Raw genomic sequence first — 21,419 nt, 5'->3', positions numbered from 1 at the left:
GGACATCGGGGACATCGGGGTCCTGGTGCCGACGGCGCCCGGACCCCCGAATCGGACCGCCCTCACGGGCCCGGTGCGACCGCCACGCCATCGCCCGCCATCAGGACGCCGCAAGGTCGGCCGGCACCCGGCGCCCGACCGCCCGCCGGGTTGCCGGTCCCGCCGCTGACGGCCGCGTGGGCGCGACGGCCTCGACCGCCGGTGCCACGATTGGGGAGATCGGGGACTGTGCCGCGCAGGTGTCGACCGGTCCCGCCACGGCGCGCGGCGCGGTCCCGGGATGGACGGCAAGCCTGCTGCCCCATTCCCGCAACCAGCCGACGACTCGTTCCCCCGCCATCGGACGTGACACAAAGTACCCCTGGACCTCGTCACACTGCCAGGCGGCGAGAGAGGTCCAGGAACGCTGCGTTTCGACCCCCTCGGCGACAATCCGTAACCGCAGCGCATGTGCCAGGGAGACCGTGGACCGCACGATCTCGGCCGCGGCCGGATCGCGGTCGAGGTCACGCAGGAAGGTCCGGTCCAGCTTCACCTCGTCGGCCGGCAGTTCGCGCAGGTACGACAGCGAACAGAAGCCGGTGCCGTAGTCGTCCAGGCTGACCCGCACACCGAACCGGCGCAGCCCCGCCAGGGTTCCCTGCGCCAGCTCCCGCGCCACGATGAGGGAGTCCTCGGTGACCTCGATGACAAGCGCCGAGGGCGGGAGCCGGTGCCGGGCGAGCGCGGCCCGCACCACGCCGACGAAGGCGCGGTCGACGATGACCGACGCGGGGACGTTCACCGACACCGCGAGCGGGGCACCCCGGCCGTGCCAGCGCGCGCAGTCGGCCAAGGCCTGGTCGAGGACCTGCACGGTGAGCTTCGGCATCAACCCGGCACGTTCGATCTCCGCCAGGAAGGCGTCGGGCTGCCGCACGCCGTCGACCGGATGGCGCCAGCGGACGAGGGCCTCCACACCGCTGATCCGACCGCTGCGCAGATCCGCCTTGGGCTGGTAACTCAGTTCGATCTGGCCGGAGTCCAGCGCATGGCGCACCTCGGCCCGCAGCAGCAGGCGGGCACGGTTGATCGGTGGATGGTCGCGGGCGTAGACGGTCTGCCCGTGACGGCCCCCCTTCGCCAGGTACATCGCCTCCTCCGCGTGACGAAAGAGCTCCAGCGCGCCACGGCCGTGCTCGGGGGCATGGGCGATCCCCACGCTCGCCTCGGGCCGCACCGGAGTTCCCGCGAGTGGAACGGGCAGTTCCAGCACCTCCCGCAACCGCCGAGCGACCTGTTCGGCCCGGGCCACATCGGCGCCGCGCAACAGCACGGCGAACGCGTTGCCGTCCACCCGGGCGAGCAGATCCGATCCGGGCAGCGCTCCGCGTAGCCGGCAACCCACCGTGGCAAGCAGGCGGTCCCCATGCTCATGCCCGAGCGCCCCGTTGACATCACGCATCCGATCGAGATCGATGAGCAGCACCGACACGGACGTCGCGCCACGCGCCCGGTGCTCACCACCCGTGAGACAACGGCTGGCGACGTCGAGGAAGTACCGTCGGCCCGGCAGCCCGGTCAGCTCATCCACCACGCCGCGCCGCGGCCACGCACGGCCCACGCCTCCCCGGGGATCCCACGGCTGGATGTCCGGTCCGGCCGAACCGGCCAGACCGTTCGCGTCGGCCGGACCGTTCGGACCCGGCCAGACCGCCGCGGCGAGGATCGCCACCGCGATCGACAACGCCGCGGCCGCGAGCACCACGCACGACAACGCGACCGGCGACGGCGCGGGCCCGCCCCATCCGCCGATGAGACAGAGCAGTCCCAGAAGCAGACCCAGCGCACCCCCCATCAGGGCGGCGACCCCCGAGACCGGCCGGACCAGCATCGACCGGGGCAACACCGACCGGAACAAAACTGACTGGACCATCGTCGCTCCGCCCGCAGCGCATCCATGACCTGGACGAGCACGCGGACCGACATCGCCGGTCCGCGTGCTCCCGGGGACAGCCATCCCCGCCTCGACCTCGTGGCGCAACCATCGGCGGCTACCCGACGGGCGGCCCGCACCGCCGTGCCGGATCGTCGAGCCACGCCGTATCCGATCCCGCCCATTCATCGAATTCCCCCGAAGCCGATCCCGCAATGTCCTTGAGTGAGCTGCGTCCTTGGGTGAGCCGCCGCAGCCGGTCGAGGATGGCCGCCCACGACGTCACCGCCGCCGGCATCACGCGCCTGGTTTATCCCCGCGCTATCCGAGCGTAACGTTCGCCAGTTCGCAGGGTATCCGATGCCCGACTTTCCACCGGCATCGGCTCGGTCCGTGGCCGCCGACACCGTCGTTGGCCAACCGCCGGGTAACACTAATCACCGTGAAGGGCACCGGCGAAATCCAAACCGTTGCCGCCCGGGACCACACCGTGTCCGTTCCGGGAAATCCCCGCCAGGGGCGGAGATCGTACAGTAATCAGCTCCTTGCCCGGCACCTCAGCGGGTTCTCCGGGCATCGGACAGGTGGCGTCGAACCGAGTCGGCGCTACCACCTCAGATTCGGTGACGCGATACGCGTGGTAACGGTCTCGCACCTCGACGGGGAAGGGATCCCCAACCTTCAGCTCATCGAGACGACTAAACGGTTTTCTATATGCGGTCCGATGTCCGGAAACCACGACATTCCCCAGCTCATCGGGCATGGTGGTCCCCGGCATATGTCCGGGACCCCGGCGCAGGACGGTGGCGGGGACACCTTTCACAATGGCCGGCGAATGGTTTGGACCGAATCGTGGAGCACACCGAATCGTGGAGCACTCAGTATCGCCGGCCCCTCGCCGGCGCGTGCCGCCGGGAGTCCACCGGACCGGCAGGCCGGATGGGCGCGGGGACCACGCCGGCGGGTCACACCAGCACCCCGAACCTCACTCACCGTTACATGCAGAGGCACTTCTGTTACCCTCGATACTCATTCCGAGCCGTGGAGGCTCGTCGCCCGCCGGACCGGATGCTCTACCCGAGCGACGCAGGGGGTCCGATGAAGACCGTGGCGGTGATTGTCCACTGGGGTCCGCACCGGCCGACCGTGGAGCTTGCGAGATGGCTCGACGGCAGCCCCGTCATCGCCCAGGTGGCGGTGGTCGCGAACGACCGGTCGGACCGACCCGACCACCTGCCGGCCTCGGTCGCCTGGATCCTGCCGCCCCGCGACCTCGGTCTCGGCGGAGGCTTCCGGCTCGCCAGCCACGGCTACCCCGCCGCGCAGGCCTATCTCCTGATAGGCAACCACGTCAGGATCCCGGACCTGGCGCTGCGCGCCTGCCTGGATCTGCTGGCCGGGACGAACATCGGCGTGGTCGCGCCCACACTGGTCGACAACGACGGTCGGCGCTCGGGCCCGGCGCGGCTAAGCCCGGTCCTGGCTGCGCCGAAGGCCCGGCGTCCCCCCGGCGACCGCCCCCTGGAGGCCGACTGGGTCGCAGGCACGATCATGTTCGTCAAGGCGGACTGCCTGCGGCGGATCCCCCTGGACGGCCGTTACTACCTCGGGTTCGAGGATGTCGACTTCTGTTACCGCGTCCGGGACGCCGGATGGAGCGTCGTGGTCAGTCCGCACCGTGCACAGCGCATCGGGAGCACGACCGTCCCCCGGCATGGCGACGCCTACTACGGGGTGCGCAACCGGCTCTGGTTCGCCCGGGTCCGCGGATGGCGAGCCCGGGCCGCCTTGATCGCTCTGGCGACGGCGGTCGTCGTGCTACCCCGCGCCGTCGCGCTGGACATGCTCCTCGGGCACGGCACCCGGACCTCGGCCCTCGTCCTCCACGGCCTGCTGGACGGTCTCTCGATGCTTCCCCCGCCGGGAGAGGCACGTGACGACGAGCCGCGCGCCGCTCACTGGACAAGCTGGCCGTAGTCGGGCTGGTCACCAGACGGCGCGGACCGTTGCCGCACCACGGCAACGCCGGATGCGCCGGTCCGGCGCGTCACCTGTGGCGCCGCGAGGAACAGCGCCTGCCAGCCGAACATGTTCGGCCACCGGTCCAGAACGCGACGATCCCACCGCCGCACCAGCTCCCCGGGGAGCAGCTCACGGGTGCGCCACCACGGCAGACCACCGGTGGTGGCGGTGGCGACGATGCGCAGTCCGTTGTCCTCCAACAGCCGCCGGGCCGAGTTGACAGTGTAGAACCGCAGGTGGGTAGCGTCCATGAGACCGGTCTCGGTGTACTCAAACCGACCCCGCAGGAACAGTGCGCGCTGCCGGTAGTGCAGCACGTTCGGCAGCGCCACCAGGACCCGGCCGCCGGGTGCCAGCGCCCGCCGGGCCTCTACGAGCAACGGCACCGGATCCGCCAGGTGCTCGAGGATGTGGGAAAGCAGCACGAGCTGGTGACTTCCGTCGGGGACGAAGGGCAGCCCGGCGTTCAGATCAGCGAGTTCGACGTGGTCGCACTCGGCCGTGGCGGCGGCCCGCTCGGACGGATCAATCGTCACCCCCGTCACCCGCCAGCCCCGGGCCCGCAGCAGCCGCGCGTTGTCCCCGGCTCCGCACCCACAATCCAGCGCCTTACCCGCCGGTATGTCGATCAGATCGAGGAGAGGCGGGTTACCACCGTTGCGGTACCGCAGATCGGCTTCCATACACGACCCCTTGTCGCCATCATCGGAGAAGCTACAGGCAGTCAAGAGAACTCGAAACGTTACTATGACACGCTCCGCAGCACAGGACTAGCACCTGGAGAGACATTAAAATCACTCTCCGTGCAGATCTCGCGTCGATCCACCGCCCCGACCGCCTCCCTCACCGATCGACCCGCCCGGGTTCTACTGCTGAGCAGTTCCCGCGGCCTCGGTGGCGGGATCGAGCGTTATCTCTCGACGATCGAGGAGACACTGCGGGCCGGTGGGGCCGATCTCCTGCGGGTCGACATGCTGGAGCCAGGCGTCGAGCTGACCCCGGCGATCAGGGCGCGCTTCACATCGCGCGCGCTCGCCGCGGCGCGCCGCTTCGGCCAGGCCGACAGCGTGGTCGCCGGGCACGCCAACCTCATCCCTGTCGCGGCGGCGGCCCTCCGACTGTCCCGGGCCCGTCTCGGCCCGGTGCTGCTCTACGGCACCGACATCTGGGGCATGCGCCGCACCGACCGCGCGATCCTGCGCGCCGACCCGCTCCTGCGCCCGGTCACGATCAGTTCCTACAGCGCCGGCGCGCTGTCGACGCTGGGTCTGGCCCCCATCCTCCGGCCGGGCATCTCACCGACGTGGCGGGCGACCCTGCTGGCCGAGGCGAACCGCCGCCGGCCGTTGTCCCCCGTACCGACCATGCTGAGCGTGTTCCGGCTCAGTGACTGGGTGGGCAAGGGTGCGGGGGTCCTGCTGGAGGCCGTGGAGTCCGTCCGGGCCACCCTCGGCCCGGTCCGGCTGGTGTTCGCCGGGCAGGGCCCGGCACCCGGGGCCCTGCATGAGCTGGTGTCCGCGCACCCCGACACCGAGCTGCACGAGTCCCCGACCGACGACGCGTTGGCACGCCTCTACGCCACCGCCGACCTGTTCGCGCTGTGCACCCGCACCCGCTCGCGCGGGCCACGGATCAGCGGTGAGGGCTACGGCATCGTGCTGCTCGAGGCGCAGCTCGCCGGGTGCGCGGTGGTCGGACCCGCCTCAGGCGGTAGCCACGACGCCTACCAGGACGGCGTGACCGGGCAGACGCCGATGGACGAGTCGGCGCAGGCGCTGGCGGACGTCCTGCACGGCATGCTCGCCGACCGAGCGCGACTGGCCCGCGTCGGCCGGCGCGCCGCGGAGTGGGCCGAGGCCGCCACTCGGCCCGACGACTACCTCCGCACGGTTTTCACCGCCCTGACCGGACGGCTACCGACCAGCGAGGGCCGGGACATCCCGGTCCAGCCCACGGGCACCGGAACCCGGCGGGGGGCGCCACGGGCCGATGCTCCCACCGGATCGGCGTGACTCCCGGATCCGGATTACGAATATCAAATATCGACCAGAGGTAACCATAACGCTATCGGCGGCCAACAGCCGGAAATGGTTGCCGGTCGCTCCTACTCCAGGTAGTCGCGCAGCTTCTGCGACCGGGAGGGATGCCGAAGCTTGGACAGCGTCTTCGACTCGATCTGGCGGATGCGCTCCCGGGTGACCCCGAACTCGCGCCCGACCTCCTCCAACGTACGCGGGTGCCCGTCAGTGAGCCCGAAGCGCAGCTGGATGACCTTCTTCTCCCGGTCGGACAGGGTGTGCAGGACCGAGTCGAGCTGCTCCTGAAGCAGGATGAAGCTGGCCGCGTCGACCGGGACGACGGCGTCGCAGTCCTCGATGAAGTCGCCAAGGTGGGAGTCCTCCTCCTCACCGATGGGGGTCTCCAGCGACACCGGCTCCTGTGAGACCTTGAGGATCTCACGCACCTTGTCCGGGGTGAGATCCATCTCCTTGGCGATCTCCTCCGGACTCGGCTCCCGGCCGAGGTCCTGCAGGAGCTGCCGCTGGATGCGGATCAGCTTGTTGATGGTCTCGACCATGTGCACCGGGATGCGGATGGTGCGTGCCTGGTCGGCGATGGCCCGCGTGATCGCCTGCCGGATCCACCAGGTGGCGTAGGTCGAGAACTTGTAGCCCTTGGTGTAGTCGAACTTCTCGACCGCCCGGATCAGGCCGAGGTTGCCCTCCTGGATGAGGTCCAGGAACAGCATGCCGCGCCCGACGTACCGCTTGGCGATCGAGACGACGAGACGCAGGTTCGCCTCGACCAGCTTGCGCTTGGCGATCTGCCCGTCGCGTTCGATGGCCTCGAGGTCCCGCCGCATCTGCGGGGAAGTTTTCTTGGTGGCCACCGCCAGCTTCTCGGAGGCGAACAGCCCCGCCTCGATCCGCTTGGCAAGATCAACCTCCTCCTCGGCGGTGAGCAGGGGGACCTTGCCGATCTCCTTGAGGTACATGCGCACCGGGTCGGAGGTCGGCGCCTTGAGGGCGAGCTCCTCCTCCTCGCGGCGACGGCGGGCCAGCAGATCCGCCTCGTCGGGGCTCTCACCTCCCGCCTCGAGTACCTCGATGCCCTCGTCGTTCAGCACCTGCAGCACCGTCTCGGCCTGCTCCGGGGGCAGCTCCGCGGCCTGGATGGCGACCGTGACATCCTCGGTGGTGAGGAACCCGATCTCCTTGCCCCGGGTGATGAGGTCCTTGACCTCGTCCACCTGGGCTTCGCGGGGTAGGACGGTAGGACTCATGGGCGGAATCTCGTCACTTCCTTCTCGGGATCGACCCAGGTTACGCGGCACCTACGCCCCGCTCCCGGAGTTGATGCTTGTGCTGCTCCAAAGCGATCAGCTCGCCGAACGCACGGCGAAGGGCCTCGGCGTCGGTCACCCCGTTGAGCCGCTGCACACGCGACTTCAGGTCCGTGATCCGACGGGTCACATGCAACTCCTGTACCCGCGACATCTGTTCGTCGACATAACGATCATCCACATCGTGGTCGCACAGCACCCTCTCCACTGCAAGGGCAGTGACGAAGCGTCGCAGCTCCTCCTCCGAAGCCGCCGCGGCCAGCTCGGTCACCCAGGTGGTGACCTCACCGGACCTCGCCAGCCCCGCGCACACCCCACCGGCCTCGGCGATGAGGTCACGGACGGCACGGTGCGCGGGAACAGTGAACATCTCCGGACCCAGCGTGTCGAACATCGGGCCCGCCAGCCCGGGATACTGAACGGCCAGCTTGAGCGCCTCACGCTCCACGATGACCGCCGCGTCATCGGCCCCCGCCCCGCGCCGGCGCATCGGCGCGGAACGGGCACCAGCCCGCTCGCCCCCCTGCCTCGACCGGTGCTCGGCCACCCGGCCCACCACGAACCGCTCGTCGAGGAAACCCAGCCAGCGGTCCAGGTTCACCGCGTACCGGTGCCGCAACGCGGCGTCCTTGAGCCGGTTGACCAGCGGCGCGGCGGCGTCCAAGGCTGCGAGCCGGCCCTCGGTGGTGTTGAGGTCGTAGCGGTCGAGCACCCCGCGGATCGCGAACTCGACCAGCGGCACCCGGCTGGCCACCAGATCCCGCACGGCGCCGTCGCCACCGCTCATCCACAGCTCGCAGGGGTCGCGGCCGGAGGGCTCCACCGCCACGAAGGTCTGGGTGGCGAAGCGCTCCTCGTGCTCGAAGGCGCGTAGCGCCGCCTTCTGCCCGGCCGCGTCGCCGTCGAACGTGAAAATCACTTCACCGCGACGCTCGTCGGAGTCCATGAGCAGCCGGCGGACCACCGCGACGTGCTCGGAGCCGAAGGCGGTGCCACAGGTCGCCACGGCCGTGGTGACCCCGGCGAGATGGCAGGCCATGACGTCGGTATAGCCTTCGACCACCACGACCTGGTAGCGGCGGGCGATGTCACGGCGGGCGAGATCGGCGCCGTAGAGCAGGTTCGCCTTCTTGAACAACGGCGTGTCCGGCGTGTTGAGGTACTTCGGCCCGGCGTTCGGGGCGTCGTCCTCGGCGAGGCGCCTCCCACCGAAGCCGACCACCTCACCGGCGAGATCCCTGATCGGCCACATCAGCCGATGATGGAAACGGTCGATCAGACCCCCGCGGGCGCCCTGTTTGGCCAGCCCCCCGAGCACCAGCTCCTCGCCGGTGAAGCGCCGGGCGAGCAGATGCCGAGTGAGGGTGTCCCAGCCGGTCGGGGCGTAGCCGACCTCGAAGCGCGCCGCCGTGGTGAGATCGAATCCCCGCGCAGCGAGGAAGTCCCAGCCGGCGCGCGCGGAGGCCTGCGACTCTAGCTGCTCGGCGTAGAATTCGGCGGCCGCCCGGTGCGTCTCCAGCAGCCGCTGCCGCTGGCTGGACACCGTACGGTCGGTGGTCCCACCGCCCTCGTAGGTCAGCGCCACCCCGGCCCGGCGCGCCAGGCGCTCCGCCGCCTCCCGGAAGGTCAGCCCGTCGATCTCCCGCACGAAGGAGTAGACGTCACCACCCTGCTGGCATCCGAAACAGTGGAACAGGCCGGTTGCCGCATTGACGTAGAAGGAGGGTGACTTCTCGTCATGGAACGGGCACAGCCCGACGAGCTCGTTACGCCCCGCCGGACGCAGTTGTACGTGCTCGGCCACGACGTCCGCAATCGGCGAGCGCTCCCGGACCAGGGCGACGTCGGCGTCACGGATTCGTCCCCCCACCCGCCCCTCCCAAGTCCGCGTCGAGACTCTGCGGGTACCCGAACGAGAGGTAGCTCGCCCGGGGCAGAGTGCCCGTCAATATGTTTGCCACGTCCATTCCCGCCGGATCGATGCTAGGACCACCACCCGCCGGCCTGCCCGGCCTGTCGACGAGTGACGCGGCGCCCCTCACATCGGTCCTACCGCTGCGATGGTACGTGTCGTAAGCACGACAGTACCGATCATGCCACGTGAATGTTGGGGACAGGGGCCGTGACGTGCATGCCGAGCTGCGATGTCGGGCCGCGGACCGCGCGCCGGCTCGCTCCCCCAGCCGAGGGAGCGGGTGTCCCCCCGAACGGGGGAACACCCGAAACACCGTCGGGCCATCGGGCCAGCAGAGGACACCCACCGAACCCACCACGCACGGATCCGGCGGACACGGACCCACCACGTACGGATCCGGCACGCACCGAACCCCTCTCGCACCGGGTCCCCCGCACACCGGGCTCGTGGCTCACAGGACCCGCGGCGCCGGTCGTCCACACAGCAACGCATACCGCCGCTCGGCGCTGGCGTCGGTCAGACGCGCCACCTGGTCGATGACGACCCGTAGCCGTGCCGCATCGTCAGCGGCCATGCGGTAGGCCGCGCGCAACGACGGCTCGAGCACGTCCGGCGCGCCCCGGGAGAGCATCGCCACGAGCTCCGCGACCACCTCCCGCTGCCGGGACTGCCGGGCGCGGGCACCCGGCCGCTCCATCACATACCAGGCGGTGACCCCCTTGAGCGCCGCGCACTCGGCCACGGTGTCCGGATCCACCACCAGATCCGCGCCATAGCGCCACAGCGGACCGTCGGGATGGCACGCCCGGGTGGCACGGACCGCGCTGTGCGCGAACCGGGCGATGAGCTCGCTGGTCATCGCCCGCAGAGCGGCCTGGCCCCGGGCCGAGGTGATCTCGGAGCGGACCCACCAGGGCTGGGACCGCAGGGTGCCCAGGGCGGCCGCCACCGCCTCGGCGGACGGCCCCGGGTAGCGGACGGCGGTCGCGGCGGCGAGCTCCGCCCGGCGGCCGGAATCGTCGAGGGCGGCCAGATCGATGTGTCCGGCAACGACCCCGTCCTCGAGGTCGTGCACCGAATAGGCCACGTCGTCCGCCCAGTCCATGATCTGCGTCTCGATACAGCGCCGGGCGGCCGGTGCGCCCTCCCGGACCCAGCGGAGCACGGACAGGTCGTCGGCGTAGGCGCCGAACTTCGTGCTGTCCGCCCGGGGCCCAGGGCGGCGCGGCCACGGGTACTTCGTCGCCGCGTCCAGGGTCGCCCGGGTAAGGTTCAGGCCCGCGCTGCGACCGTCACAGTCGACGATCTTGACTTCGAGCCTGGTCAGCTCGCGCAGACTCTGGGCGTTGCCCTCGAAGCCACCGCAGGCGGCTGCGGCCTCGTCAAGCGCCAGCTCGCCGTTATGCCCGAAAGGGGGATGACCCAGATCATGCGCGAGGCACGCCGCCTCGACCAGGTCGGGGTCCGCTCCCAGTTCCTCGGCGAGCTCCCGGCCCACCTGGGCGGTCTCCAGGGAGTGGGTCAGCCGGGTACGCGGGAAGTCGTCGTCGAGCGGGCCCACGACCTGGGTTTTTCCCGCCAGCCTGCGCAGCGCGCTGGAGTGCAGCACCCGGGCTCGGTCCCGGGCGAAGGGACGACGCTGAGCCGGTGTGGCCTTCGGGCGTTCCACGATCCGACGGGCCGTGTCCGAGGTGTCATACCACTCACTGACCACGAGTTTGAGAGTATCGGCGCGATTCCGCGACCTCCATCGAGCTCAGCGGCGATACTTTGTGCGCACCCTTCCCCGAATCGGCCCGGAGGCCTGCCGTGGACAAGATCATTAGGTATGGGGCGATCGCGTTCCTCATCTTCTTCGTGGTGACCGCGCCCAACAGCGCGGCCAGTATCGTCGGCCGCGCCTTCGACTGGCTGCAGTCCGTCGGTAACGGGGTGTCCCAGTTCGTAACCGATACCGCTCTGTAATGGCTACCCGGCCACTCTTGATGTCTGGGACACTGCCGGCGTGGTGAGACTCCAGCTTCCGGACCTGGCTCAGCGCGACACCAAGTACCTCGCATCCCAGGAACGCCTGGTGATGATGGTGCGGTTGCACTGGGCGGTCCTGCTGCCCATCTTCCTGCAGACCGTCGGGGCCGTACTGCTCGCGCTCGTGGCGAACATCCTGTTCGCCTCGCAGGACGTCGACGCCGGCATCATCACCACGCTGCTGTGGTACTTCGCCCTCTTCATGATCTTGAGGATGCTGTGGAGGGTCGCCGACTGGCAGTTCGAGCACCTTATGATCACCGACAAACGGCTCCTGAAGGTGTCCGGGATCTTTTTCCGCAAGGTCCAGACGATGCCACTTTCCAAGATCACGGATCTCACGTACAACCGGGATCCGCTTGGCCGGTTGCTCGGGTACGGCGAGTTCGTCGTGGAGTCCGCCGGCCAGGACCAGGCGCTTTCCAAGATCCAGTTCCTGCCGCGTCCAGACCGGCTCTACCTCACCCTGGTCGACATGACCTTCGGTGGAGCACCCGCCCCAGCCGGAGACGACTGAGGGACGGCCTGGTGGGACCGGGGGGATCTCCCCCGGTCCCACCGGATGTCCCAGCCTCGTGCCTTCTCGACCGCCGGCCGCCGGCCCTGGACGGGTCAGCGCAGCAGGTCGCGGGCGGCCTCGACGATGTGCCTCGCGGAGATGCCGGCCGCGTCCAGGAGCTCCTGAGACGTCCCGGAACCCGGCAGCGACCGCACCGCGAGATGACGGACCGACAGCGGCACGCCGCCGTCGCTGAGCGCTTCCAGCACCGCGCTGGCCAGTCCACCCTCCGGGTAGTGATCCTCGGTGACGACGATGCGCCCGCCGGTGGCCTGGGCGGCGTCGGCGAGCGTCGCCGCGTCGACCGGCTTCACGGAATACAGGTCGATCACGCGGGCCGCGATCCCCTCGGCCACGAGGGTGTCCGCCGCGGCCAGCGACTCGTGCAGGGTGACACCGGCACCGATGAGCGTGACGGTGTCGGCATTCGATCGGCGGAGCACCTTGGAACCACCGGGGGCAAACGGCTCGTCCGGGCCATAGAGCACGGGGTAGGCTCCACGGGTGGTGCGCAGGTAGCTGACCCCGGGCAGATCCGCCATCGCCTCGACGAGCTTCGCGGCGGACGTCGCATCGCTCGGGTAGAGCACCGTCGAGCCGCCGACCGCCCGCATCATGGCGATGTCCTCGAGCGCCATCTGCGACGGCCCGTCGGCGCCGATCTCGACTCCCGCGTGGCTGCCGGACAGCCGGATGTCGGCCTGGGAGATCGCCGCCATCCGGATGAAGTCGTAGGCCCGGGAGAAGAACGCCGCGAACGTGGAGGCGAAGGGCACGTAGCCACGCACCGACAGCCCGACCGCCGCCGCGACGAGCTGCTGCTCGGCGATGAAGATCTCGAAGAAGCGGTCCGGGTAGATCTTGGCGAAGTCCTCGGAGTAGGTCGAGTTGCTGACCTCCGCGTCGAGCGCCACCACGTCGGTGCGGGCTCCGAGCGCGGCGAGCGCCTGGCCGTAGGCGCGCCGAGTCGCCACCTTGGCGCCGAGATCGTAGGTGGGCAGTGTGATGACGGGCCGCTCGACCGGCGCCGGTCGGGGGAGGTCCGCGGGCGGCACCGGACCGCGAACCCGCAGGTCGCGCAGGCCGCCGAGCTCGGCGATGGCGCGGTCGGCCATGTCGGCGGGGAACGGCTTGCCGTGCCAGCCCTCGACGTCCGCGGTCTCGGAGAAGCCCTCGCCCTTGCGGGTGCGGGCGAGGATGACGGTCGGCCGGGTGACGTCCTCGGCGTCGGCGAGCACCGCGTCGATCGCGGCGATGTCGTGGCCGTCAACGACGACCGCGCGGGCGCCGAAGGACTCCACCCGCCTGGCGTAGGTGTCGAGGTCCCAGCCGAGCTCGGTCGGGCCGCGCTGGCCGAGCCGGTTGACGTCGACGATCGCGATGAGGTTGGAGAGGTTGTAGTAGGAGGCCTTGTCCAGTGCCTCCCAGACCGAGCCCTCCGCCATCTCGCTGTCACCGCAGATCACCCAGACCCGGTAGGGCACCTTGTCCAGGTACTTACCGGCGAGCGCGACGCCCACGCCGTCGGGCAGGCCCTGCCCGAGCGACCCGGTCGCGACGTCGACCCACGGCAGGACAGGCGTCGGGTGGCCCTGAAGCCGCTCACCGAAACGGCGGTAACCATTGATCAACTCGTCGTCACCGACGACCCCGACCGCCTTGAAGATGGAGTAGATCAGCGGGGATGCGTGCCCCTTCGAAAAGATCAGATGATCGTTCGCCGGGTCCGCCGGGTTGTCCCAGTCGTACCGAAGGTGGCGCGCGACGAGAACCGCCAGCACGTCCGCGGCCGACATCGACGAGGTGGGATGCCCGGAACCCGCCGAGGTGCTGCTGCGCACCGAGTCGACCCGCAGTTGCTGCGCGAGTTCCCGAACCGTCTCCAGGTCGGCCGTCCCGACCGTGCTCTCGGATACGGGAGTTGCCACACCAGTCTCCTTACAGTGTCGTTCCACACCCGGAAGGTAATCTCCGGAGGGTTCTCTCGCGCCGCGGGCAGCCGACTCCGCCGCTTTGCCTCACTACCACGTGTCGCACTACCCCCTCACCCGGCGATCCGAACCGTATCAGCGGCGGCCGACGGCAAAGAGGGCCGAAGCGGGCCTTGATATGTCAGAGGCGTCACGGGTTCGTATCCGCTGCTGCCGACGAACGTCGACCCGGTGTCAGACGGCCCGGGTGGTCGCCGAAGGTGGTGATGCCTGGCGGAAGAGCTGGTACCACCGGTAACCGATCCCCTCGCGGATGATGTACCGGACCTGCGTGCCGAAGCCGTGGACGGCCGGCCCCCGGTCGGCCGGGGAGGTGACGGCGTCAACACCGAGGTCACGGGCCATCGTCCGAGAACGCAGGCTGTGCCAGGGATCGGTGACCAGCACGGCGGTGTGCCAGTGCCGCGAGTTCATCAACCCGGCTACGGCGGTCAGCGACCCGAGCGTGTTCGAACCCTCGGGTAGGACGAGCACCCGATCCGGGGGGATACCCCGCTGCCGCAGATAGGTCGCACTGGCCTCGCCCTCGGTGTAACGGTCGCCCGGCTGCTTCCCACCGACTGTGATCACCTGAGGGGCGATTCCCTCCCGGTAGAGCTCCAGCACGTGGTCGAGACGGGCGGCGAGGACCGCCGAGGGACGCCCGTCGTACTGCGAAGCACCGAGCACCACGAGGACGTCGGACCGGGGCCGGTGATCCTCCCTGCCCACCCACCAGACCTGCAGAAACGTCACCACGGCGAGAACCATGATGCCGAGGAGGACAGCCGCCACCGCCCGCATCATCCAACGCCACCATGGCACGCGGTACCAGGTCACGCGAAACGGGTTGACGATGAGACGAGGACGGGACAGGCCCACACGAACGAACAGTAGCGTCCCTATGGGCACACGACCGACATCACAGGGCAACTGCCCCCTTCATCCGCCCAGCCCCGATCGGGATCCCGGCCCGGAAAGGGCAGGAAACGGGCCAGGCGGAAACTCACCCGACCGTCGACCGGCCGAGAACCGCGGCACGCCCGGCCTCCAGCCGGGCCACCGGCACCCGGAACGGCGAACAGGAGACGTAGTCGAGCCCGAGTTCGGCGAAGAAGTGCACGGAATCGGGATCGCCGCCGTGCTCGCCACAGACGCCGAGGCCGAGATCGGGCCGAGCGCCCCGCCCAGCCCGGACCGCCGTCCTCATCAGGGCGCCCACCCCGTCGCGGTCCACCGACGCGAACGGCGACCCGGCGAGGATGCCGAGGTCGAGGTAGCGCGGCAGCAACGATGCCTCGACGTCATCCCGGGAGAAACCCCAGAGCAGCTGGGTGAGGTCGTTGGTGCCGAACGAGAAGAACTCGGCGCGGCGGGCGATCTGGTCCGCGGTGAGCGCCGCCCGCGGAACCTCGATCATCGTGCCGATCGGCAGGTCGATCTCCAGGCCGCTCTCGGTGCCGACCTCGGCCAGCACCCCGCGCACCCGGTCCCGGATGGCATCCAGCTCCGTCGCGGTGGAGATGAACGGAACCATGATCTCGGGACGGGGATCACCGCCTACGCGGCGGCAGCGCACCAGCGCCTCGGCGATCGCCCGCGCCTGCAGTTCCACCAGCCCCGGGACGGTGAGAGCGAGTCGGACGCCGCGGCGACCCAGCATCGGGTTGGTCTCGTGCATGCTGCGCAGGACCGCCAGCCTCTCCCGGTCGGCGTCGTCGACCGGCCTTCCGGCGGCGTCCGCGGCGGCGATCGACACGGACAGCTCGGTGAGGTCCGGGAGGAACTCGTGCAACGGCGGATCGAGCAGCCGGACCGTGACGGGCAGACCGTCCATCGCGGTGAAGATCTCGACGAAATCCTCCCGTTGCGGGGGAAGCAGCCGGCTGAGCGCCTCGGTCCGCTCAGCCGGCGTTCCCGCGAGGATCATCTGCTCGACCAGGGTACGACGATCCCCGAGGAACATGTGCTCGGTGCGGCACAGCCCGATGCCCGCGGCGCCGAACCGGCGGGCCCGCGCGGCGTCCGGCCCGGTGTCGGCATTCGCGCGGACCCGCAGCCGGCGGGACCGGTCGGCGTGCCGCATCAGCCGATCCACGGCGGCGACCAGGTCCCCGCCCGGCCGGGGATGGTCGGGACGGCCGGCCTCGAAGTACTCGACGACTGGTGACGGGACGAGTGGTACGGAACCGGGGTATACCGCGCCGATGGTCCCGTCGATGGAGAGGATGTCCCCCTCCCGCACGACCACGCCCCGCCCGGTGGTGAGGCGGCGACCGGCGGGATCGACCTCGATCTCCTCGGCCCCGCACACGCAGGTCCGGCCCAATCCTCTGGCGACGACGGCGGCATGCGACGTCCGGCCGCCTCGGGAGGTCAGGATTCCGCGCGCCGCGAGCATGCCCGCGAGGTCATCGGGATTCGTCTCGCGGCGGACGAGGATGACCGGTCGGCCCTCGGCCGCCACCCGCACCGCCTCGGCGGCGTCGAAGACGGCCTCCCCCACCGCCGCCCCGGGCGCGGCGTTCACTCCCGTCGCGATCGGGGCGGGCCGGGCCGTGTCGTCGAAGCGCGGGAACATCAGGGTGGCGAGCTGGTCGCCGCTCACCCGGCACAGCGCCTCGTCGTCGTCGATGACACCGCCTTCGGCGAGCATGGCGGCGATCCGGAAAGCCGCCGCGGCAGTGCGTTTGCCGACGCGGGTCTGCAGGATCCACAACCTGCCATGTTCGATCGTGAACTCGATGTCGCACAGGTCCCGGTAGTGCTTCTCCAGGCGCGTCATGATCTCGCGCAGTTCGGTGAAGGATGCCGGGTCGATCCGCTCCAGCTCGGCGAGGGGAACCGGGTTACGGATCCCGGCCACCACATCCTCGCCCTGGGCATTGGGCAAATAGTCTCCGTACACGCCGGGTTCGCCGCTGCCCGGATCCCGGGTGAAGGCCACCCCGGTGCCCGAATCCGTTCCAAGGTTGCCGAACACCATCGCGACGACGCTCACTGCCGTCCCGAGATCGTCCGGAATGCGCTCGGTACGGCGGTACAGCCGGGCCCGCGGCCCGTTCCAGGAGTCGAACACCGCTCGGATCGCGAGATCCAGCTGCTCGCGGGGATCCTGGGGGAAGGGGCGGCCGGTGCGCTCGAGCACGATCCGCTGGTAGGTCGCGACGAGCGCCCGCAGGTCGTTCTCGTCGAGGTCGAGGTCGCTACTGGTGCCCTTGGCCCGCTTCGCCGCCTCGAGGGCCGCGTCGAACGACGGCTCGCCGACGCCGAGGACGGTCCGGCCGAACATGGCCAGCAGCCGGCGGTAGGAGTCCCAGGCGAACCGCGGCGAACCTGACTGCTCGGCCAGGCCCAAGACGGCCTGATCGGTCAGGCCGATGTTCAGAATGGTGTCCATCATCCCGGGCATGGAGAACTTCGCGCCGGAACGCACCGACACCAGCAGCGGATCGTCGGCCTGGCCGAGCCGCCGTCCCCGGGCGGTCTCCAGGGTGGCAAGATGATGATCGATCTCCGCCCGTAGCCCGACCGGTTCGCCGCCGGCAAGGTACTCCCGGCATGCCTGGGTGCTGATAGTGAACCCGGGCGGGACAGGCAGGCCGAGATTCGTCATCTCGGCGAGGTTCGCACCCTTACCACCGAGAAGATCCTTCATGTCCTTGTTGCCCTGGTGGAAGCCATACACGTAGCGCGCCATGGTCGTCCCTTCCGCCCCGGAGTGATACCCAGACGCTAACCCGCGGTAACGGTATGCGCAGCCAGAATGCCCATGATCAGCGACCGGAGGCGGACAGCGAGCCGAGAGCCTCCCAGTCGAGAGCTCCGGTCGTCAGGTCCCGGATCCAGGCCAGCAGACCGAGCCGCGCCGCCCGCACCGCCGGGTCGTCGGCCATCACCATCACCGCGTCGAAGAACGCGTCGACGGCGGCCGGCAGGTCTCCGGCTGCGACGACCAGCTCATCAAGGGAGATCGCTCCGGCCGCCGTCTCCGCGGTGACAGCCGAATCGGCGCCGGAGGACGCGAGCCGCCGGACGAGCGCCGTCACGACCTCCAGCAGGTCGATCTCGGCGGGTTCGGTGAGGCGCTGCGCGTCGAGCACCGCCGGGGTCCCGGCCGGCACGATCCGGCGGACCCGCTGCAACGCGGCGGCCAGGGCGGCGAAGCCGGCGGCGGGTGCGGACTCCCCCTGGACGAGCTGCCGCAGTGTCACCAAGGTGGCGGCCGCGCGGGCCGGCGTGCCGGTGAGCGGCCCGACCGCGCCGACCAGGCGGTGGTCCACTCCGGTATCGAGTAGTTGCTGGACGTAGCGGCCACGGACAAACGTCTCGGCGGCCTCGAGCGCCTCGGCGGACACCGGCACCGGGGTGAGCCGGGCGGCGCGGGCCAGCGCGCCGGTGACGGTGAGGCCGGCGAGCTCAGGCCGGCTGCCCAGGATCGCGGCGACCCCGAGCGCGGCCCGGCGCAACCCGAACGGATCCGAACTCCCCGTGGGGGCCGCGTCGAGCGCGAACAGCCCGACAAGCAGATCGAGCCGGTCGGCGAGGGCCAGCAGGCCACCGGGGGCGGTATCGGGCAGCTGGTCACCGGCCCGGCGGGGCAGCTCCATCTCAAAGAGGGCGACGGCGACCGCCTCGGGCTCACCGGCCCGGCGGGCATACTCCCGCGCCATCGTGCCGGCGAGGCTCGACAGCTCGATGACCATCTGGGTGGCCAGATCGAACTTGGCGAGCGCGGCCGCCCGGTCCAGGGTGGCCCGGTCGTCCTCACCGAGGTCGATCTCCTCGGCGAGGTCACGCGCCAGCGCCGCGATGCGGTCGGCCCGGTCCGCGACGGAGCCGAGCCGCTGCTCGAACGTCAGCTTCGCGAGCTCCGCCCGGAACGTCTCGAGTGGCACCGTGATGTCGGCGTCGTAGAAGAACGCGGCGTCGGTGAACCGGGCCCGGATGACGTCCTCGTTGCCGGCGCGGACCAGCGCTTGGTCGACCTTACCATCGGCGACGGCTACGAACGACGGCAGCAGCCGCCCGGCGGCGTCACGCACCGGCAGGTAGCGCTGGTGCTTGCGCATGACGGTGGTGAGGATCTCCGCCGGCAGGTCCAGAAAGCGTTCCTCGAAGGACCCGAGGATCGGGCACGGGAACTCGACGAGGTTCGCCACCTCGGTGAGCACGTCCGCCTCGGCGACGAGGTCGATGTGACCGCCGGAGTCCGCGGTGAGCTTGGCCGCCTCCTCGACGACGAGCTCGCGGCGAACCACCGGGTCGAGCAGGATCGACCGGGCAGCGAGCAGTTCTGGGTAGCCGGACGCGCTCGGCACGTCCAGCGGCGGGGAGCCGGCCCGCCGGTGGCCGCGGGTGGTCCGACCGGCCGCGAGCGTCGACACCGTCACCGGCACCACGGTCTCGCCGAGCAGGGCGAGCAGCCAGCGCACCGGCCGGCTGAACGACAAGGTCGGATCGTTCCAGCGCATGTTGCGCTCCGCGCGCAGCCCCACCACCAGCTCACCGAGCACCCCGGCCAGCACCCGGGCGGCGTCCCGGCCGGCCTCGGTGCGCACGAGCGCGACATGCTCGACACCGCGGTGGGTGACGACCTGGAGGCCGGCGGGATCCGCACCCTGACCACGCGCGAACCCGACGGCGGCCTTCGTCGGCGCGCCGGCGGCGTCGTAGGCGGCCGAGACGCGCGGGCCGCGGACGACCCGCTCGACGTCCGGCTCCCGGGGCGCCACCTCGTCAACGATCGCCACGATGCGCCGGGGAGTGCCCAGCACCCGGACCGCACCGTGCGTGAGGCGGGTGGCCGCCAGCCGCTCAACGAGGCCGGCGCGCACCGCCTCGACGGTCCGGGTCACCTCGGCCGCCGGGAGCTCCTCCGTCCCGATCTCGAACAGCAGGGTGGCCGGCTCCTCGGCCCGGGTGGTCACCGCGGCGGGCACCGCGGCCGGTGGCGGGGAAGCCGCCCCGAGGGGATGGCCGAGCTCCTCGCGACGGTCCCGCCACAGCGTCGCGACCTCCCGCGACAGTCCACGCATCTGCGCGAAGGAGGTGGCCCGCTCGGTGGTAGAGACCGCGCCCCGGGAGTCGAGGATGTTGAAGGCGTGCGAGCACTTCAGCACGTAGGAGTGCGCGGGGACGGGCAGCCGGGCGTCGATGAGCCGGCGGGCCTCGGCGGCGTAGTCGGCGTAGAGCCGGCGCACGGTGTCGATGTCGGCGTCGTCGAGGTAGTACCGGGACATCTCGTACTCGGCCTGGCCGAACACCTCGCCGTAGGAGATGCCGGGGGCGTAAGCGATCTCGCTGAAGTGGCGGACGCCCTGCAGGGCCATGAGGATGCGTTCCACGCCATAGGTGATCTCGACGCTGACGGTGTCGAGCGTCTGGCCACCGGCCTGCTGGAAGTAGGTGAACTGGGTGATCTCCAGGCCGTCGAGCCAGACCTCCCAGCCCAGCCCCCAGGCACCGAACGCGGGCGAGGCCCAGTTGTCCTCGACGAACCGGACATCGTGGGCGGCGGTGTCGATGCCGAGCGCCGCGAGGCTACCCAGGTAGAGCTCCTGGGGGTTACCCGGATCCGGTTTGAGGATGACCTGGAACTGGGTGTGGGTCTGCAGCCGGTTCGGGTTGTGGCCGTAGCGGGAGTCGTCGGGACGGACCGAAGGTTCGACGTACGCGACCCGCCACGGCTCCGGTCCGAGCACCCGCAGCACCGTGGCTGGGTTGAGCGTACCGGCGCCGACCTCGGTGTTGAACGGCTGTACGATCATGCAGCCGCGGTCGGTCCAGTAACGGGTCAGCGCCAGCAGCGCGTCCTGCATGGTCAACATCGAGCGAGCCTCGGCATTTCGCTGTCGCGGTCACGAGTGGTGCGGGACACCCCGGCTCCGGGGACCGGACACCGGTCCGCCGGCGACCGGTGTCCGAAGAGAGCGGTCAGGCGATCAGGGAGGGGACTGTCCACGGGACATCGACACTCCGAATCCATGATCCATAGATTCATGATCAATAGATCTGCAAATCATAGATCCACAATCCATAGATCGTAGATTCCATGATGCTGAGTCGAGGCTACCGGTACCCACCGACAATCCCGCGGTTGGTCACGGCCGGCCGGCGCCCGGCGCACCGACGGAGCGCGGCGGCTCGCCGGGGGCCGCGGTGTCGGCGTCCGGCGTACGGTCGGACCGATGGGTCCGCGCCGAGCCGCCCGGCCCGTCCACCGACACCAGCACCTCGAAGGTGCCAGGCCCGTCAACCGCGAAGACGAGCAGCGGCGTCAGCGCGTATCGCACCTCGAAGGCGGACAACGCGCGACGCCACGCGCCCGGCCCGTCCCACTCGGTGGTCATCAGCCACGAGCCGGGTTCGTCGAGCGCCTGGGCGATCCGCCCACCACGAAATCCCGGGGCCCGGGCGAGCGCGTCAAGCGCCGGACGTGCCGCCGCGGCGAACCCCGCCCCGCCCGGCACGGCGTCCCCCGGTACGGCGTCCCCGGGCACGGCGAAGGCGATCTGGGCGACGACCGGAGCACCGGCCGTCGGCGCCGCCCAGTCGGGCACGGTGGAAGCGTCGGGTCCGGTCGGAACGTCGGGTCCGGTCGGAACGTCGGGCACGGTCGGAACGTCGGGCACGGTCGGAACGTCGGGCACGGTCGGAACGTCGGG

The 21,419-nt window shown here is 70.4% G+C and carries 15 protein-coding genes; 4 read left to right on the top strand and 11 right to left on the bottom strand.

Annotated features, from left to right (window positions below):
- Window positions 1–100 precede the first annotated feature (100 nt).
- Complete coding sequence (locus tag FRANCCI3_RS06450; RefSeq protein ID WP_011435731.1) at window positions 101–1,915, bottom strand: putative bifunctional diguanylate cyclase/phosphodiesterase; 1,815 nt, start codon at window positions 1,913–1,915, stop codon at window positions 101–103.
- 433 nt (window positions 1,916–2,348) lie between these two features.
- Window positions 2,349–2,738 carry a class E sortase gene (locus FRANCCI3_RS24245; protein WP_255361097.1) on the bottom strand — a complete coding sequence of 130 codons (390 nt, stop codon included), beginning with the start codon at window positions 2,736–2,738 and terminating at the stop codon, window positions 2,349–2,351.
- Between the two features lie 275 nt (window positions 2,739–3,013).
- On the opposite strand from FRANCCI3_RS24245, the gene FRANCCI3_RS06445 reads away from it, so the two are divergent.
- A complete protein-coding gene (locus FRANCCI3_RS06445) occupies window positions 3,014–3,892 on the top strand; it encodes a glycosyltransferase family 2 protein (protein WP_011435730.1) in 879 nt (292 codons plus the stop codon).
- Here FRANCCI3_RS06445 and FRANCCI3_RS23245 read toward each other — a convergent pair.
- On the bottom strand, window positions 3,871–4,620 hold the full coding sequence (locus tag FRANCCI3_RS23245; protein WP_011435729.1) for a class I SAM-dependent methyltransferase: 750 nt from the start codon (window positions 4,618–4,620) through the stop codon (window positions 3,871–3,873). The two genes, FRANCCI3_RS06445 and FRANCCI3_RS23245, sit on opposite strands and share 22 nt — an antisense overlap.
- A gap of 120 nt (window positions 4,621–4,740) precedes the next feature.
- On the opposite strand from FRANCCI3_RS23245, the gene FRANCCI3_RS06435 reads away from it, so the two are divergent.
- On the top strand, window positions 4,741–5,949 hold the full coding sequence (locus FRANCCI3_RS06435; protein ID WP_011435728.1) for a glycosyltransferase family 4 protein: 1,209 nt from the start codon (window positions 4,741–4,743) through the stop codon (window positions 5,947–5,949).
- A gap of 92 nt (window positions 5,950–6,041) precedes the next feature.
- Here the strand turns inward: FRANCCI3_RS06435 and FRANCCI3_RS06430 are convergent, their stop codons facing one another.
- From FRANCCI3_RS06430 to FRANCCI3_RS06420, 3 genes are all read right to left on the bottom strand, one after another.
- Window positions 6,042–7,220 carry an RNA polymerase sigma factor gene (locus tag FRANCCI3_RS06430; RefSeq protein WP_035730083.1) on the bottom strand — a complete coding sequence of 393 codons (1,179 nt, stop codon included), beginning with the start codon at window positions 7,218–7,220 and terminating at the stop codon, window positions 6,042–6,044.
- A 40-nt stretch (window positions 7,221–7,260) separates the two neighbouring features.
- Complete coding sequence (gene dnaG, locus FRANCCI3_RS06425; protein ID WP_011435726.1) at window positions 7,261–9,150, bottom strand: DNA primase; 1,890 nt, start codon at window positions 9,148–9,150, stop codon at window positions 7,261–7,263.
- A gap of 496 nt (window positions 9,151–9,646) precedes the next feature.
- Window positions 9,647–10,909, bottom strand: coding sequence for a deoxyguanosinetriphosphate triphosphohydrolase (locus FRANCCI3_RS06420; protein WP_011435725.1), 1,263 nt, complete (start codon window positions 10,907–10,909; stop codon window positions 9,647–9,649).
- Between the two features lie 95 nt (window positions 10,910–11,004).
- Between FRANCCI3_RS06420 and FRANCCI3_RS26725 the strand changes: the two genes are divergently transcribed.
- Both FRANCCI3_RS26725 and FRANCCI3_RS06415 read left to right on the top strand, forming a co-directional pair.
- Window positions 11,005–11,160 carry a hypothetical protein gene (locus tag FRANCCI3_RS26725; RefSeq protein WP_011435724.1) on the top strand — a complete coding sequence of 52 codons (156 nt, stop codon included), beginning with the start codon at window positions 11,005–11,007 and terminating at the stop codon, window positions 11,158–11,160.
- A gap of 40 nt (window positions 11,161–11,200) precedes the next feature.
- Window positions 11,201–11,740, top strand: coding sequence for a PH domain-containing protein (locus FRANCCI3_RS06415; RefSeq protein ID WP_011435723.1), 540 nt, complete (start codon window positions 11,201–11,203; stop codon window positions 11,738–11,740).
- 95 nt (window positions 11,741–11,835) lie between these two features.
- On the opposite strand, the gene FRANCCI3_RS06410 is transcribed toward FRANCCI3_RS06415, so the two are convergent.
- The 5 genes from FRANCCI3_RS06410 to FRANCCI3_RS06390 all read right to left on the bottom strand — a co-directional run bounded on the left by FRANCCI3_RS06410 (window position 11,836) and on the right by FRANCCI3_RS06390 (window position 21,404).
- Complete coding sequence (locus FRANCCI3_RS06410) at window positions 11,836–13,710, bottom strand: transketolase (protein ID WP_011435722.1); 1,875 nt, start codon at window positions 13,708–13,710, stop codon at window positions 11,836–11,838.
- 237 nt (window positions 13,711–13,947) lie between these two features.
- Window positions 13,948–14,634: a YdcF family protein gene (locus tag FRANCCI3_RS06405; RefSeq protein ID WP_035730080.1), complete on the bottom strand. Its 687-nt coding sequence runs from the start codon at window positions 14,632–14,634 to the stop codon at window positions 13,948–13,950.
- Window positions 14,635–14,758: 124 nt separating this feature from the next.
- A complete protein-coding gene (gene ppdK, locus FRANCCI3_RS06400) occupies window positions 14,759–17,452 on the bottom strand; it encodes a pyruvate, phosphate dikinase (protein WP_011435720.1) in 2,694 nt (897 codons plus the stop codon).
- Between the two features lie 76 nt (window positions 17,453–17,528).
- Entirely contained in the window at window positions 17,529–20,582 is a 3,054-nt protein-coding gene (locus FRANCCI3_RS06395) for a glycine--tRNA ligase (RefSeq protein ID WP_011435719.1), read from the bottom strand.
- A gap of 273 nt (window positions 20,583–20,855) precedes the next feature.
- The gene (locus tag FRANCCI3_RS06390) at window positions 20,856–21,404 is read right to left on the bottom strand and encodes an antibiotic biosynthesis monooxygenase (protein WP_236701435.1); all 549 of its coding nucleotides are present in this window, start codon (window positions 21,402–21,404) and stop codon (window positions 20,856–20,858) included.
- Between the last annotated feature and the right edge of the window lie 15 nt (window positions 21,405–21,419).

Source organism: Frankia casuarinae (assembly GCF_000013345.1).
GTDB classification, from domain to species: domain Bacteria; phylum Actinomycetota; class Actinomycetes; order Frankiales; family Frankiaceae; genus Frankia; species Frankia casuarinae.
The sequence above is the reverse complement of the archived record's forward strand: the minus strand, read 5'-3'. Positions and strand labels throughout refer to the sequence as shown.